General features: G+C 43.0%; 10 protein-coding genes. 7 read left to right on the top strand and 3 right to left on the bottom strand.

What is annotated here, in order from left to right:
• The first annotated feature begins 140 nt into the window (after window positions 1-140).
• Entirely contained in the window at window positions 141-7283 is a 7143-nt protein-coding gene (locus L1D50_RS13785) for an Ig-like domain-containing protein (protein ID WP_239966236.1), read from the top strand.
• Window positions 7284-7397: 114 nt separating this feature from the next.
• On the opposite strand, the gene L1D50_RS13780 is transcribed toward L1D50_RS13785, so the two are convergent.
• A complete protein-coding gene (locus tag L1D50_RS13780) occupies window positions 7398-8135 on the bottom strand; it encodes a transporter substrate-binding domain-containing protein (RefSeq protein WP_239966235.1) in 738 nt (245 codons plus the stop codon).
• A 293-nt stretch (window positions 8136-8428) separates the two neighbouring features.
• Here L1D50_RS13780 and L1D50_RS13775 point away from each other — a divergent pair, with 293 nt between their 5' ends.
• The gene (locus L1D50_RS13775) at window positions 8429-11035 is read left to right on the top strand and encodes an ExeM/NucH family extracellular endonuclease (RefSeq protein WP_128727354.1); all 2607 of its coding nucleotides are present in this window, start codon (window positions 8429-8431) and stop codon (window positions 11033-11035) included.
• 178 nt (window positions 11036-11213) lie between these two features.
• Here L1D50_RS13775 and L1D50_RS13770 read toward each other — a convergent pair whose 3' ends face one another.
• Window positions 11214-11723 carry a GrpB family protein gene (locus L1D50_RS13770; protein ID WP_138523248.1) on the bottom strand — a complete coding sequence of 170 codons (510 nt, stop codon included), beginning with the start codon at window positions 11721-11723 and terminating at the stop codon, window positions 11214-11216.
• A gap of 294 nt (window positions 11724-12017) precedes the next feature.
• Between L1D50_RS13770 and L1D50_RS13765 the strand changes: the two genes are divergently transcribed.
• Entirely contained in the window at window positions 12018-12557 is a 540-nt protein-coding gene (locus L1D50_RS13765; RefSeq protein ID WP_239966234.1) for a hypothetical protein, read from the top strand.
• A 282-nt stretch (window positions 12558-12839) separates the two neighbouring features.
• Here L1D50_RS13765 and L1D50_RS13760 read toward each other — a convergent pair whose 3' ends face one another.
• Complete coding sequence (locus tag L1D50_RS13760) at window positions 12840-13514, bottom strand: helix-turn-helix domain-containing protein (protein ID WP_138523244.1); 675 nt, start codon at window positions 13512-13514, stop codon at window positions 12840-12842.
• Window positions 13515-13602: 88 nt separating this feature from the next.
• On the opposite strand from L1D50_RS13760, the gene L1D50_RS13755 reads away from it, so the two are divergent.
• The 4 genes from L1D50_RS13755 to L1D50_RS13740 all read left to right on the top strand — a co-directional run bounded on the left by L1D50_RS13755 (window position 13603) and on the right by L1D50_RS13740 (window position 15745).
• The gene (locus L1D50_RS13755; protein ID WP_128727358.1) at window positions 13603-13953 is read left to right on the top strand and encodes an NIPSNAP family protein; all 351 of its coding nucleotides are present in this window, start codon (window positions 13603-13605) and stop codon (window positions 13951-13953) included.
• Complete coding sequence (locus tag L1D50_RS13750; RefSeq protein WP_128727359.1) at window positions 13941-14258, top strand: antibiotic biosynthesis monooxygenase; 318 nt, start codon at window positions 13941-13943, stop codon at window positions 14256-14258. Before L1D50_RS13755 ends, L1D50_RS13750 begins: the two co-directional genes overlap by 13 nt.
• 15 nt (window positions 14259-14273) lie before the next feature.
• Entirely contained in the window at window positions 14274-14903 is a 630-nt protein-coding gene (locus L1D50_RS13745) for a LysE family translocator (protein WP_128727360.1), read from the top strand.
• Between the two features lie 389 nt (window positions 14904-15292).
• The gene (locus L1D50_RS13740) at window positions 15293-15745 is read left to right on the top strand and encodes a hypothetical protein (protein WP_128727361.1); all 453 of its coding nucleotides are present in this window, start codon (window positions 15293-15295) and stop codon (window positions 15743-15745) included.
• The last annotated feature ends 720 nt before the right edge of the window (window positions 15746-16465 follow it).

The raw sequence follows: 16465 nt of genomic DNA, 5'->3' as shown, positions 1-16465 counted from the left end.
TTTTTTATGAGAGTCATCCCAAGCTGCAAAACATCAACTACACTCAAATGGCATCTTTGTATAAAAAAACCACAAAGTTGTCATCCAAAGCAGTTCTATAAATATTATCAACCTAGTAACTGAACCACTCAGGGGTCATTATGATTACACAGCGCTCACTGTTAAGCCGTGTTCGTAAGATTGTCTCTAACAGCTGCATAGCTGGCAGTATATTTTTCGCCTTAACCTCATCCGCATTTGCACTCGAAAATTGGCAAAAAGTCGAAAGGCTCACACCAACTGACGAAACAACAAATGCTGATGAATTAGTTTTTAAAGTCACGTTTGTTAACGCACATTCCGTTGCGCCAACTGCCAGTGACTTTACGATTCTAGGCGATGAGAAAGACACCAATAACGACACAACTATTGATACAGGTAGTAAAACAACTGCATCAATCACCCAAATCACCGTCGACTCAGGTAACAGCTCAATTTACCATGTTACGCTCTCTGGAGGTGACCTTGCCAGCTACAACGGTGTCGTTGCTTTATTGCCGTCGAGCAACTCGATACGACCTGAAGTGTTCGAAGCCTACTACGTTAGTAACGGCACTGAGCTACCAGCCTCTGATAAGCTCATTGTATATGACTACGCAGATCAAACTAGTGAGCTGGGCAATGGTTATTTTGGAACAACTGCTGCAGAAGCAAGAACTACAGCAGATGCTTTATGCAAAAGTAAATTTCTACGCAAGCACAACCGCCTAAACAATATTATTGATAGTTCTGCTTCAACAGCAGTGAGTAATGGCCCGGTTAGAGCCCGTGCAGTAATTTCATTCTCTGCATCCGATGATATAGCTAGTCTTGACACGAATTACAGTCTACCCAGTGTCAATGTTTATAATAGCGGAGGCACTAAGCTTGCTGACGCCAATTGGGATGACTTTGTCAACGGTACACTCAGCGCCCTCAACAGTAACGCATCCGACATGTTAGAAAATTCGGGCAACGTTAAGTATTTTTGGAGTTTCTCTGATTCTGGAGGGACATTTAATGCCGCAAACAACTGTTCGGGCGGAACCTCACCTTCGAATACCGTCAAAGGTGTTGCCAACCAAAATGGCAGTTGGTATACCCTAATAGGTAGTGTTCCCTGTAACAACGCACTAAATTTAATATGTGTCGCATGGCATGAATCAGCCTATTTAGATGCCAATATCTCCAATACCGCACCTACAATTAGTAACTTACCAGCAAGCTTTACGGTGACAGAAGATGTCGCAACAACAGTTGATCTATCTGCAGTCGTTTTAGCTGATAACGAAGATGACAACTTAACGGTTACCTTGGCTCTGGACAGCGGCACCATCGCAAGCACCGACGGCAATGGAACAGTGAGTAGCGTCACAGTGGCGGGAAGCGGAACATCAAGTATGACATTAAGTGGGTCAACGACTGCGCTTAATAGCTACCTCGATGTAACGACTAAACTCAACATTACTACTGCAATAGACAACACAACGGCAATGACGCTCACGGTTACGCCGAATGATGGTACCGTTGATGGTGATGCCGCGACCAGTACCGTGAACGTCACGGCTGTTAACGATAAGCCTACGTTTACTTCCACTGCGGTCACTGCTTCAACTGAGGACTCATTATACAAGTATTCAGTCACAACCAGCGACCCTGACAAAGATGCCGTCACCGTTTCTGTCTCAGCTAGTACTCCGCTTCCAAGTTGGCTAAGCTTGAACACCAGCACAGAAGCAACGGTGTCTACATTTGCAGGTCAAAGCTCCGGTTATATCGATGGAACCGGGACTGCCGCCTCATTCAAATCACCTTATGATGTTGCAACTGACAGTAATAACAATGTCTATGTCGCCGATTACAGTAACCATGTGATCCGTAAAATTACACCTGAGGGTGTTGTCACTACTCTAGCGGGTTCTGGAACAGCAGGTTCTGATGAAGGCACTGGTAGTGCTGCTTCATTTAACTTTCCCAAAGCCGTAACGGTTGACGCCTCTGGCAACGTTTATGTTGCCGATTCCTCAAATAATAAAATCCGTAAGATCACCCCAGCAGGAGTCGTGAGCACCTTTGCAGGCAGCGGTTCTCCTGGCAGTACGGACGGAACTGGCACAGCAGCCACTTTTGCCGCGCCAACGGGTATCACGATTGACAGCAACGGAAATTTATATGTCGTAGAAACGAACCCTCATATCGTTCGTAAAATAACCCCTGCAGGTGTTGTAACTACATTTGCTGGCAGCAAAGGCTCTTCTGGGTTTACCGATGCGACTGGTACATCGGCAAAATTCAACTTCCCCTATAATGGCGGTAGTAGTAGCAATAACGACCTATTCATTGCTGACCGCAATAATCACGCTATTCGTAAAGTCACCTCAGCAGGTGTTGTGACTACGTTTGCCGGAACGGGTTCAGCAGGTTCAGCGGATGGCACAGGCACGCAAGCGAGCTTTAATAAACCTTATGATGTAGCACTAGATAGCGCTAATAACCTTTATGTATCCGAGCAAACGGGGCATACAATTCGAAAAATCACGACCGCAAGCGAAGTAACTACTTTTGCAGGAAGTGCTGGAACATCAGGAAACACCGATGGTTTAGCGAGTGTGGCACGCTTCAGCCAACCCTTTGGTATTGCAGTAGACAGCAATGGCATCGTATATGTTGCAGATACCGGTAACCATCGAATTCGAAAGATATCGCCGGCCGAAACAACCTTAACAGGTACGCCTACCAATGACGATGTTGGCGATCACTATATTTGTTTAGTTGTTTCAGATGGTACTGAGACCAGCGAGCAGTGCTTCACCATCACGGTTACAAACGTCAATGACGCCCCCGTTGTCGCAACGAATACGGGTTTAACCTTAAATGGTGGTACAACAGTAAACATCACGAGTTCAGCTTTGTCTGCGAGCGATGTGGATGATAGTGGTACAGGTTTAACGTATACAGTAACTACCTTGCCAAGTCACGGAAGTCTCTTTGTAGATGCAAATAGTAATGACAGCTTAGACAGTGGGGAAGCACTCGGTAGCAATGGTACATTCACACAAGCTGATATTGAGAGCGGTAATCTTTTTTATACCCACGACGACTCTCAAAATGCGAGTGACAGTTTTGTCTTTTCACTAGAAGATGGCTTGGAAGACGGTGTTAGCGCTATTACCAATCAAACATTTAGCTTTGTTGTTGAACTAAATAAAGCACCAGTTATTAGTGGTACTCCAGCGGCGACCATCAACGAAAATGTTGCATATAGTTTTACGCCTACCGCAACTGACGAAGATAACGACACCTTAACATTTAGTATCACCAATAAACCGAGCTGGGCAACCTTTAGCACCTCAAGTGGTAGTTTAACGGGAACACCTAGTTATACCGATGCAGGTGCATACAATGGTATTGTTATTACGGTGAGTGATGGAACAGCCAGCGATACCTTAAATTTTGATATTACTGTCGTCAACGTGAACCGCACACCAAGTATTAGCGGAACACCAGCGACCAGCGTTAATGAAAATAGCGGTTATAGCTTTACTCCAACCACCTCTGATCCTGATGGAGATACACTTACTTTCAGTATTACCAATAAACCAAGTTGGGCTACCTTCAGTACCAGCACAGGAGCCTTGAGCGGCACGCCAAGTTTTACTGATGCTGGCGACTACAACGGTATTGTAATAACGGCCAGCGATGGTAGCGCAACACAAACGCTAAGCTTTAATATTAGTGTTGTAAATGTGAATCGGGCGCCATCTATCAGTGGTACTCCACCTACGTCGGTACTTGAGGGTGGTGTTTATAATTTCATACCAACCGCAAGTGACCCTGATAATGACAACCTAAGCTTCTCTATTGCCAATAAGCCGAGCTGGGCATCATTTAGCTCAACGACAGGATCGCTAACTGGAACTCCTAACTTCGAGCAGGCAGGTACTTATAGTGGTATAGTGATCACGGTAAGTGATGGTAGTACCACTCAAAACCTAACATTTTCTATCACCGTAAACGATGTGAATCGAGCTCCCACCATCAGTGGAGCACCTGCATCTTCGGTAAATGAAGGAGTAACTTATAGCTTTACCCCAAGTGCTTCCGATGAGGATAATGATAATCTTACCTTTAGCATTACCAACGCGCCTGATTGGTCAACATTCAGTAGTACAACGGGTACACTATCTGGTACTCCTACCTTTAATGATGGTGGTGAGCAATATAACATCACAATCAGTGTTAGTGATGGTAGTGAAAGCGCAAACCTTAACTTCACACTAAGCGTGGTCAACATCAATCGCTTGCCAACTATCAGTGGTACACCTGGCGTGAAAGTCACTGTGGGAGAAAACTATAGTTTTATACCTGCAGCAACAGATGAAGATGAGGACACGCTAAGCTTTACTGTCACTAATAAGCCAAGTTGGGCAATATTCTCAGTATCAACTGGTGAGCTTTCTGGTACACCATCAGAGACGGATATTGGTACGACTAACGGTATTCAAATCAGCGTTAGTGACGGCACTGACAATGCGAGTTTACCGTCATTTAGCCTTGAAGTAGTTGCCGAAAATACAGCGCCAACGGGTGAAAACCTCACGCTCAGCGTTAAAGAAGATACTTCATTGACTATTCTGCCGACATTACAAGATGCTGAAGATGACACCTTAACGCTGACAATTGGTAATCAGCCAGCAAATGGGTCATTAACCAACAGTGGTGCAGGCTGGGTATATCAACCAGAAGCTGATTTCAATGGGGACGATAGCTTCACGTATTCAGTGAGCGATGGAGAGCTGCAAAGTGATAGCTATACGGTTTCATTAACTATCACAGCTGTAAATGACTTACCCATTGCAAATAACGATAACTTCCAGCTTGATGGGAGCGCCAATAATACGTTCACTTTGAATGTGTTAGCTAATGATACCGATGTTGATGGTGATACCCTCATTATCGAAGGTGTCAAGGCAAGTTTAGGCAGCGCCAGCGTAGTAGGCAATGCTCTGCAGTACACAGCTCCGAATAACTTCGCAGGTGCAGTTACTTTAAACTACGCCATTCGTGATGGGAAAGGTGGTCGAGCTAAAGCAAACGCACTATTAGAAATAAGTGGCGCAACCAATGGCGAGCCTCCTGTTGTCACCGCCCCAGCAGATTTAGAAGTTAATGCGACGGGACTATTTACCAAGGTAAATTTGGGTATTGCGACAGCACTCAATAGCAGTGGCGAGCCTTTACCTGTGACCCTTACTGAAGGTAAAACCGTATTTGCACCCGGAGAGCATAATGTTTACTGGCAAGCCACAGATGCAAACGGTAACTTAGGAACAGATCAACAGCTGCTGAGAGTGAATCCAATAGTGTCGTTGAGTAAAGACAAAACCATTGCTGAAGGCACCAAGGTAAATATTCAAGTGCTGCTAAATGGCCCTGCCCCGCAGTATCCTGTCACAGTCGACTACACGGTGACAGGCAGCGCAACATCTGGAGTGGATCATGACTTGAATAGTGGCTCGGTAACGATAAACTCAGGTACAAAGGCCAATATTTCAATTCAAACTGTTGCAGATAGTGAGTTTGAGGGCGATGAGACGATCACAGTCAGCTTGAATAGTGGTGCTAACCTTGGTTCAAAACGGGAAACTACTATTACTGTGAGCGAACAAAATATCGCGCCAGATGTCTCGCTAATGGTGACTCAGAATGATCAAAACCGATTAACCGTTAGCCAAGATGAAGGAACTGTATCTGTCGTTGCAACGGTAACCGATCCAAATGTTGACGATACTGTGACGAGCGCATGGAGAGTTACAGGTATGACTTCCGATCAATATACGGAGGATTCGCTACAACTTAGCTTTGACCCTTCAGCTCTACAACCAGGTACTTATAAAGTAACACATACCGCTACCGACTCAAGTAGTGCACAGGATAGTGATAGCGTATTTATCCAAGTGACCCAGTCACTACAACAATTGTCTGATACGGAAGATACCGATGGCGATCTCATTCCTGATAGTCAAGAGGGTTACGCCGATGACGACGGAGACGGGATCCCCGATTTCCAAGACGCGATCACCGAGTGTAATGTTATGCCTCAAGAAGTGATTACGCAGGATGGTTTCTTAGTTGAAGGTAACCCTGGGGTCTGTTTACGTAAAGGCGAGTTTACCGCAAGCGGTGAAACTGGTGGCCTACTCATGACAGATGATGAGGGTAACTCACAACTGGGCAGCGATGATGATGTGCAAATCACCGGCGGCTTATTTGACTTTATTGCTTATGGGCTCCCTAAAGCAGGTCAAGTATATCAGCTAGTTATGCCACAGCGTCTACCTATCCCAAGAGATGCCGTTTACCGTAAATTTAAAGCGTCATCAGGCAGTTGGGTTAACTTTGTGGAAGACGCAAACAACCTTGTGTTTAGTAGCGAAGGTGAGCCAGGTATTTGTCCGCCTCCAGGAGATGAAAGTTGGTCTGTGGGTTTGACTGAAGGACATTGGTGTGTGCAGCTTCAGATAGAAGATGGTGGCCTTAATGATGACGATGGTGAAGCAAACGGTAGTATTGTGGACCCAGGAGGTGTCGGTGTACTGCTCTCAAATAATCAGATGCCTGTAGCGCTAGACGATGCAATTAGCATGAAGTGGAACACTAATATTACTATTGACGTTTTAGCGAATGACACTGATGCTGATGGAGATATGCTCAGCATAGCAAATGCTTCAGCCAGCTTTGGCGAGGTTCAGATCAATTCAGATAACACCCTGTACTACACACCAAACACAGGCTATGTCGGAATTGATACGATAAATTACGCAATAACTGACGGGAACGGTGGAACCGCAGGCGCAACTGTAGCTGTTACTGTCATTGCTAATACAGCTCCTTTGGCAGAATCTGACATGGCAACAGTTACAACCGGTAAGCCTGTAACCATTAATGTTCTAGCAAACGACAGTGATGGTGATGGCGACGCCCTGCAAGTCACTGAAGCGACAGCACAGCACGGTAGTGTCGCTATTAATGCTGACTATAGTCTGACCTACCAATCGAATGCTGGGTTTGTTGGCAGCGATATCATCACTTATACGGTTTCAGATGGCGAAGCAAGTGCGCAAGGTGAGGTAAATATTACTGTCAACAAAGCGCCTACTGATACCATCACTAACAAGAGTGATAGTGGTAGTATGCCGTTATGGTTGATTTGGTTCAGCCTCGCGTTGGTAGTAGTTCGCCGTTGGCAGGCTGTAGCGCGTTAAGGGTCTTAACAAGTCAAAAACCATATGATAAAGGGGTAATGAAGTATCACTTCATTACCCCTTTCTTTATTACGATAAACCAATGTGTCGAAAGAAGCGAGTACGATTAATTGCTCACTCATCCAAACGGTATTTTTTTAAAGTCGCCTTATAAATTCCATTCACCTTAAGTTGTAAAAGACCCTTATTAAACAATTCAATAACTTCTGCTGCTTTTGGATTGGATTTGCTAATCCCAATATGAAGTGGCCACTGTGCAATGGTCGATTGATGTACTTTAAGGCTATGAAATTCATCGTATTGAGCCCGCAAATAGGCAAAGGCAAGCTCGTCACTTACTACGGCTTCTACTCGCTGCTTATTCAGGAGCGATAGACAGGAACTCAGGTTGGTGAGCTTTTCTAAGCGAACTTGTGAGATCTGAGCGAGCGCAATTTCAGAACGGAAACCCCGAATAGCGCATACGCTCAACCCTTTTAGATCTTCCAAGCTTTCAAAGTCGATATCAGACTCCGCGTGCGAAATAAGCACAAGGCGATTGCTGTAGTACGGCTCACTAAAAACAAAACGCTTATCTCGACTGTTAGAACGCCATAAAGCGGGAATAATATCAACCTGCCCGTTTTCCACCATTCGCATGGCTCGACTAAACGGCATAGTAAGCATTTCAAAATCTTGATTCTCAGCTTCAAATGCCGCGCGTACGAGATCCACACTAAAGCCAGAGCGTTCATCGATAATATACGGCGGCCAGATATTGTGAGCACCGACAATACTACTTGCATTCACAGGTGTTATGAACGATAAAGCAAGAAACAGGAGGCATGACTGTCTTAAACTTTTTATCGCCATATTCATGTTCTCCTGTATTTATTTTAAACAAGCCGCTAGCAATGTGTTTCTCTTTAATACCAATTGAGTATAGCGCAACTATCACGCCACTAATTAGACGACAATCCATAAAACACTTCACTCTAGCGCTCTATATATGACATGAAATTCAACGACTTTTGTCCTTCAACACACAATTTAGTGTAAACCAATGTAAATAGACCGTGAAGTTTAATTGAATTGTCATCAATAGCGCTTAAAATGCTGCGTTCGAATAAAAATTCGAATAATTATAATACACGGGAAAATAAAAAATGATTAAAAAATCTATTCTAGCTTCAGCTATTGCATTAGCTTGCCTAAATGCACAAGCAGAAGTGATTATCTCTGAATACGTTGAAGGTAGTAGTTATAACAAAGCCATTGAGCTCTACAATGGTAGTGATGAAGCTGTTAGTCTAACAGGTTACTCCGTCAACTTCTTCTTTAATGGTGCAACAGAAGCTCGCACGAACATAGAGCTAAGTGGTGAACTTGCGGCTAAATCAACTTATGTTATTGCTCATGCTGACTCAGCAGCAGAGATCATCGCAAAAGCACAGTTAACAAACACAAGTAGCTGGTTTAATGGTGATGATGCCGTTACGCTTACGCTCAATGGTGCAGTTGTTGATAGCCTAGGCCAGGTTGGTGTCGACCCAGGTAGTGAATGGGTTGATGGCGATATTAGAACAAAAGATAAAACGCTTGTCAGAGATCCTGCAATAACAACTGGCCGCACCGATGCAACTTCTGCATTTGTTGGCACTGGACAATGGCTTGCACTTGCGAAGAATGATTTTAGCAACCTAGGTATCCACATTAATGGCGGTGACGTACCTGAGCCAGAGCCAGTTATTTGTGGCGAAAATAATACCTTGATCAGTGCCATTCAGGGCGCTGGCGATGCAAGCCCATTAGCGGGAGAAACGGTTGAAGTGCAAGCTGTTGTCACTGCAAGCCTACAATCAGATGCAGGGCTTGGCGGCTTCTTCCTTCAAGAAGAAAGCACTGACTATGATGCTGATAATAATACTTCCGAAGGTATTTTTGTCGTATATACCGCAACTCCAGTAAGCGCAGGAGATGTGGTTAAATTACGTGGTAAAGTTGAAGAGAAGTATGGTCAAACTCAACTTATTAACGTCGACGCAGTCGAGCTATGCGGTTCTGCAACGGCTTCAGCGACTACCGTTACTTTACCTGCAGAGAATGGTCTTGAAGCCTACGAAGGCATGTTGGTTTCGATTTCAAATGAGTTGGTCGTTAACGATACATACGGACTTGCACGTTACGGCGAAGTACGCTTAGGTACTGAACGTTTGTACCAAAGCACTCAAGTTGCAACTCCTGGTGACGCAGCAAACCAGCTAGAAGCTGAAAACAAGCGCAAAGAAATTTTACTTGATGATGGTTCATCAGTACAAAACCCTGACGTTATTCCTTACCCATCACCCACGCTAGATGCCTATAACACTTTACGACTGGGCGATTCTGTGACGGGCCTTGAGGGTGTACTGGGATATGGTTATAGCCAATACCGTATTCACCCAACAACAACACCAAACTTTGTCCATACTAATCTACGTACAGAAGCACCTCAGATAGAAGAGCGTGGAGATTTACGTATTGCAAGCTTCAACGTATTAAACTACTTCAATGGTGACGGTCAAGGTGCAGGTTTCCCAACTTCACGAGGAGCTGACAATCTAGAAGAGTTTGAACGCCAAAAAGCAAAAACGGTTGCTGCAATTTCAGCGCTCGATGCCGATATCATCGGTCTACTTGAAGTAGAAAATGATGGCTTTGGTGAGTTTAGTGCGATTGCCGACCTCGTTAACGCTTTAAATGCGACAGACTCTGCTAACACTTACGCATTTGTAAACCTAAATGTTGACCAAGTGGGTGGGGATGCAATTACATCCGGTATCATTTATCGTAGTAACAAAGTAGCTGAAGTAGGCACGCCTGCATTTACCGAAGCCGTACCATTTGATTACGGTAACCGTCCTCCTGTCGTACAAACTTTCAAAGAGGCAAACGGCGAAGAAATCTTCACTGTGGTAATGGCTCACTTACGCTCTAAAGGCAGTTGTTCAAAAGCTGAGGGCTTAGATCAAGACCAAAATGACGGTCAAGGTTGTTGGAACCAAACTCGAGTCACTGCGGTTAATACCCTAGCGACTTGGCTTGGCACAAATCCGACAGGAGTTGCAGAAGATGATGTGATTATTCTAGGTGACATGAACGCGTACGCTCAGGAAGATCCAATCAACACCTATGTAGAGAATGGTTATGCCAACATCAAGCAAACGCTTCATGGTAGTAGCTTAGATTATTCATACGTGTATCAAGGACGTATCGGTAGCCTAGATCACGCCTTTGCTTCAAACACGATGATGGAAAAAGTAAAGTCGGTAACAGATTGGCATATCAATGCTGACGAACCCGTCGCGCTAGACTACAACACTGAGTACAAGTCAGATACTCACAAAGCAAGTCTTTACGCAACACACGCTTATCGCGCATCGGATCATGACCCCGTGGTAATCGACCTTAACCTTGCTAAAGAGCCGACGATTATTGAAGGCGAGTTTACAGGCCTTGCAGGTTGGTTCTGGTGGCAACATCGCTCAATCGAGCTACCAGCAGGCTTTGATAAACTAGAAGTATCTATCACGGGTCAAGGCGAAGCAGACCTGTATGTGCGCCATCAGAGAATGCCAAACTTCTTTAAGTACGACTGTCGCCCATACCTTTGGGGGAGTGAAGAAAGCTGTGTATTTGACGAACCTGCAGAAGGTAAATGGAATTTCCGCCTACGCGGTCTATTCCCTTACTACAACGTAACTATCAAATACAAAGCAACAAAAGCGAATTAATCGCTGCTTTAACGTAAAACCCAAGAGCCAAGGCTCTTGGGTTTTTCTTGGCCTTTTAACTTACTTTAATTGCCACCAATCAACCATACTTTCAGAAAGGGCACTTATTCTCTGAGTTAAAAACTATAAAATGTCCGATTATCGCCGTTTCGTGTTGCCACGACAGGCTGGATTAATATCAGCTATAAAATGACGCCAACACTTTCTGAATAAACGGCCATTTTTGTTGAGTATATTGCTCACGATCATCTTTGTATTGTTGCGCTAATCTTTGCTTTAACGCACAGTACTCAGCGCTTAAATCTGATGATGCTCTTAATTTATCCCTAAAAGAAATGCGCTCTTGCCAAAGTGCACTATCGAAGGGAACAAGGTGTAAGTGATGGGTTCTAAACTCAGGCGTTGGTTTGCAAAACCAGTGCATTACGTCAGCTTTATAGGGGTAATAACAATAACCGTGTTGAGTGAGCACTTGGATGGCTTCTTTTGACGCTTCTAGTGACTTAACACCCACCATAATATCTATCACCGGCTTAGCAACCATACCAACCACCGCTGTACTACCCACATGCTCAATACCACCTTCAATCCAATGGCATAGCAAAGGCGCTAACCTTAGCTTTTCATCTTGGAACATCCGTGGCCAATCTTGATTATATTTAGAAAGTGAAATAGCTTGGTCTGCCATTGAAAGGAAAGTCCTGTAATTGCTTTCAGTTTGGTTTGGAACAGTATACAGCTAAAGCTAATCATCACTACCACACAAACGCCGCGATAGATGCACTATTGAAGTAGGGCTAACACTGACACCTACCATAATTTGCATTTATGTTATGGTGGGTGTCTGCTATTTGCAATCTAAAGTCTTGATTATTCGTGTATTTCTTGTAGTTGTAATGTTTGCTTTTTTTGGGTTTAATGTTTGCAATTAGAATTTGACAGGTGCTTGTAATGCCGCACCTTTATGTAGTGAGAAGTAAATATGTTTAGAACTATGGTTGTTGTTTGTTCTCTTTTTCTGTCTGGTTGTGCGCAATTGGCATATGATGCTAAAAAGCCTTTGCCTGAAGGACATGGCTTAGCTTTAGCCCGTTTTAGTACCTCTGGCGATATTGGTAATGCTCAATTCATTACCCGAAATACACAAAAAATGCTAGACAACTACAGCTTTGTTCTAAAAGACACCCGGGAAAAGTTGATTGTTCTGCCACTGCCAGTGGGGACGCACGAAATTGACCAGGTGTTATATATGCAAGGATCCAAATTAGTTGATCCCGACTTAAACTGCCTTGGCACTTTTGATATAGCAGAAAATAGCCTCAACTATATCGAGGATATCCATTTTCATGTGAATGACTACGATAACTATATTTTATTTTCATCGCATCCTTGGAGGGTGCAGGTTAAAGAGAACTTCGAGCAAGCGCTTGAGGAGATAAAAACACGGCATCCGGAAATTGATACCAAATTTGCCATCAAAAGCGACGTGGTTGGCCCATTTTCATGTGAGCAAGTTGAATAATGCTAGGTTAACACTGACACCAGCAAGATTAGGCTAACACTGACACCCACCATAATTTGCATTTATGTTATGGTGGGTGTCTGCTATTTGCACTATTTGTACATACCTAGCGGTCGTTCAGCCAACTCATTCCTGCCCTAAAGCTTGTTAACGTAGTAACTTTAATAGAGCCTCTGGGCAACGCATTGGCTCTATTTATTACCTTTAGCGAGTTGGCATTAAGACCGCCTTTAAGCGAGGAGTTAACATTGAACGGCATACATCAACAATATGTATTAACACTTAAATACCATACCTTTTCGTAAAGGCACTAAGTCCTTGAGGAGTAAACTGAATTACTCTTGAATCCAAATCTTGTGTTGCCCAGTTGCGATTCATAGCATCGTCTAGTACCCACTTACCTAGACTGCCAGCCAAGTGGCTTCGTCTTTCGCTCCAATCTAAACATGCTTTACATATTGGTCTGCTTCGGTTTTTAAATGAGCTAAAATCAACGCCTATGTTGCTAAAAAACTTTTGCCCTGTTTTCGTCAATATAATCTCGGTAGAGTTTTCAATTAGCCAGCCGTTGTCCACCAAAGCATCGAATAACTTTACGCCTAACTCTCCTGCTAGGTGGTCGTAGCAAATACGGGATTTTCTCAATCTCTCGTTTCTAGGCCCAGTTGATATCTTTGGACTTGATACAGATACGCTAATATTAAGCATTTGCTCAATAAGTTCAGCGACTTGGATATTTCTTAGCTGAAAATACTTATGGCGGCCTTGCTTCCTGACGACTAAAAGCTCGCCTTCAACTAATTTCATTAAATGGCTGCTCGCTGTTTGAGGGGTAATATCTGCTTCAAGTGATAGCTCTGTTGCCGTTAGCGCTTTACCACTCATCAAGGCTGTAAGCATTTTAGAACGAGCTGTATCTCCGATTAAATTTCCAATATAGGCAATATTAGGTTCCACTCTTTTTCCTTCACAGTTCGATCGCCATCGAAGTATCAAAATTTAATGACGAGTAGACTGCCAAAAAACGAAAACGGAGACAACCACTTTGAAAATTACCTGTTGTATTGAATACCAACTTGATCCCTTCAAATTGGATATGTTTGAACAATACGCTGAAAACTGGAGCAAAATCATTCCCGTATGTGGAGGAGAGTTATTAGGGTATTTTTTACCTCATGAGGGTTCAAATAATAAAGCTTACGGCTTAATCAGTTTTGATTCTTTGGCTGATTATGAACGCTATAGAAGCAAGTTACGCCTGTCAGAACTTGGTAAAAGCAACTTTCGCTTTGCCCAAAGGGAAAAGTTTATTGTTAATGAGAAACGTACGTTTTTGCAGGTTGTACGCTCAACTTACAAGCGAGATCTTGAAGGAGAAAATACATGCTCGCAGTGATTTTTGAAGTAACTCCGAAAGAGCAGGGAAAAGCGCTCTATTTTGAAATAGCGCAGGCGTTGAAAAGTACACTCAACGAGGTTGATGGCTTTATCTCTGTTGAGCGTTTTCAAAGCCTTTCTAATCAGGATAAATTTTTATCCTTATCATTTTGGCAAAACGAAACGGCGCTCAAACAGTGGAAAGAGCATTTTGAACACCAAGTCGCTCAGAAAAAAGGAAAGGAAGAGCTTTTTAGCCACTTCAGAATAAGAGTGGGCTATGTTATTCGCGATTACGGCAGTGAAAACCAAGTAACTAAGTAATTGTCAGGAATTAAAATGAATATAGAACAATACGTTACGTATACTGTGATAATTACGGTACTTTTGGTGTCACCAGGACCCTCTGTGTTACTTTCTATTAATAATGGGTTGAACCATGGGAAGAAGCTAGCTGCGCTTGGCGTTTTAGGCAATGTCGCTGCATTTCAGCTCTTGTTGATTCTGAGTGCGACAAGTCTGGGAGCTGTCATTCTAACATTTAGTGAACTATTAACTTTTATAAAAGTAATTGGTGCTGGTTATTTATGCTATTTAGGTATTAAGGTATATAGTTCGTCAGTGCCTCAGCTTGATACTGACAGCTTTCAGTCCTCTTTACACTATCAACCATGGCTGATTTTTAAGCAAGCACTTTTGGTTACATCTTTGAATCCAAAAGCATTAATTTTTGTATCGGCATTACTACCTCAATTTATTAATCCAACCGTTTCATTAATGCCACAAGTTGTGATGCTGTGTATTATCAGTGCATTGATTCATTTCACAATTTATTTTGGTTATGCAGCACTTGCTGAAAAGGTAAAGCTGCTAGTAGGCGAAAAAGGTCGAGGCCGATTCAATAAAGTGAGTGGCGTAACATTTTTAATATTTGGTATAGTTTTAGGGCTATCTGGTTCCATTACTTAAATGCCTGTTAGCCTTTCCTAAATAATTAAAAGGATAGCATTACACCCACTAATTGAACTTACAGCATAGAGCTGACATTCGGCTCTAAAACGTTTTTGTCTAGCTTCGAGTTAGTCGGATCTGGGCTGACACATTTTTGCCCAAACCGTGTTTTGGCGAACCCTTCAAAATAGCGATTAAAAGCGCTTTCAACAAAGCCTTATTTGACTTACTTTTCTTCATGCTTAGAACTCTAACTATGTGACTAGGTTTGGAGTTCCACTACTTAGAAAGCTATTTCTGGCAATAAGTTAGCCATTGTGATAAAAAATCCGTAAGTAGAATATCGAGACGATTCACGGCAGAAAAACGACCGAATCGCTCGTAGGTTACGATTGTTAAGCGAAAACATGGATCACGATAAATTTCAGAAATTAATACGGCAATTATATTCGACTGTTGATGAGCTTGAAGTCATGTTCCCAGGAAGGCATTTCACGCCAGATGGTCACATGGTTGGTAGTATTGGAGAATGCCTCGTAGCTGAAGCGTATGGATTAAATCTAGAAACTGCATCTAACAAGGGTTTCGATGCAAAAACGCATAATGGCAAGCAAGTTGAAATAAAGGCTACACAGTCAAAAATTGTTTCCTTTCGTAGCGAGCCAGAACACACTATCATTATCAAAATATTGCCCAACGGCACTTTTGAAGAAATTTACAATGGCCCAGGAAATCTAGTTTGGGCACAGTTTTCAGGTAAAAAAATTCCAAAAAATGGGCAATTCCAAATAGCGCTAAGCAAACTAAAACAGCTAAATAAGCAGGTCTTCGAGTCTAGTCGTGTGCCAAGAATCAGTTAACACGTCAATTAACTATGCTTCTTCGGTGCTGAATTGTTTTTGTCCATGGCGGGTTATTAATATAACCCACCTTTGCCCCAAAATAAGCTAGAAAATTTTGCTCAAAGGGCTAACAGCACAGTTTGCGTCTTGCTGTAAAACATGAGTATAGATACATTGTCTAAAGGATTCATGCGTATTCAGCATTACGGCTTTTTAGCCAATGCATGTCGCAAGCGAAAGTTAGCGCTGATAAAGTCGTGGGCGTCATGCACATGCAGAGCAAAGAGGCCAAAGACAGGAGAAAACGTGACATTAATACCGAATTGGCCTTGTCAGCATTGTAAGGTAGGTATCTTGCGGCTAATTGGCGTATTCAAGTTAGATGCAACACCGACCAAAGTAGAGCGAACGAGTTAGCAGCTCGATAGCTGAGCAAAATCAACTGGTTAACCTACTTAATTGCTCAGGCTAGCGGCCTCTGTACGCTAAAAAAACATAATTGCTTATTAAGATAAATTTAGGTGTAATGAATACATAATAAGCGCTGAGCAATGCAGGGAAAGCTTAATTAATAATAGACTAGCTGTTCAAACCAAATGATTTGGCTAATGTCTCTAAAAAGCAAATTCCCATAGCATAAATAACACCAACTCTGAGACATCGAGCGTGTAGCGGCTCAGTCCAACAAGCGATTATGCAACACAAACTTCGTGTCGCATAAATACTAAAATATTATAC

Origin of the sequence: Pseudoalteromonas sp. Isolate6, from assembly GCF_022398435.1 — a bacterium.
Classification (GTDB): domain Bacteria; phylum Pseudomonadota; class Gammaproteobacteria; order Enterobacterales; family Alteromonadaceae; genus Pseudoalteromonas; species Pseudoalteromonas galatheae.
This window is presented reverse-complemented; position numbering and strand designations above follow the sequence as displayed.

Coding starts and splice junctions, on each gene's coding strand:
- L1D50_RS13765 (WP_239966234.1), top strand. CDS start 12,018: ATGTTTAGAACTATGGTTGTTGTTTGTTCTCTTTTTCTGTCTGGTTGT.
- L1D50_RS13780 (WP_239966235.1), bottom strand. CDS start 8,135: ATGGCGATAAAAAGTTTAAGACAGTCATGCCTCCTGTTTCTTGCTTTA.
- L1D50_RS13745 (WP_128727360.1), top strand. CDS start 14,274: ATGAATATAGAACAATACGTTACGTATACTGTGATAATTACGGTACTT.
- L1D50_RS13740 (WP_128727361.1), top strand. CDS start 15,293: ATGGATCACGATAAATTTCAGAAATTAATACGGCAATTATATTCGACT.
- L1D50_RS13750 (WP_128727359.1), top strand. CDS start 13,941: ATGCTCGCAGTGATTTTTGAAGTAACTCCGAAAGAGCAGGGAAAAGCG.
- L1D50_RS13775 (WP_128727354.1), top strand. CDS start 8,429: ATGATTAAAAAATCTATTCTAGCTTCAGCTATTGCATTAGCTTGCCTA.
- L1D50_RS13770 (WP_138523248.1), bottom strand. CDS start 11,723: ATGGCAGACCAAGCTATTTCACTTTCTAAATATAATCAAGATTGGCCA.
- L1D50_RS13785 (WP_239966236.1), top strand. CDS start 141: ATGATTACACAGCGCTCACTGTTAAGCCGTGTTCGTAAGATTGTCTCT.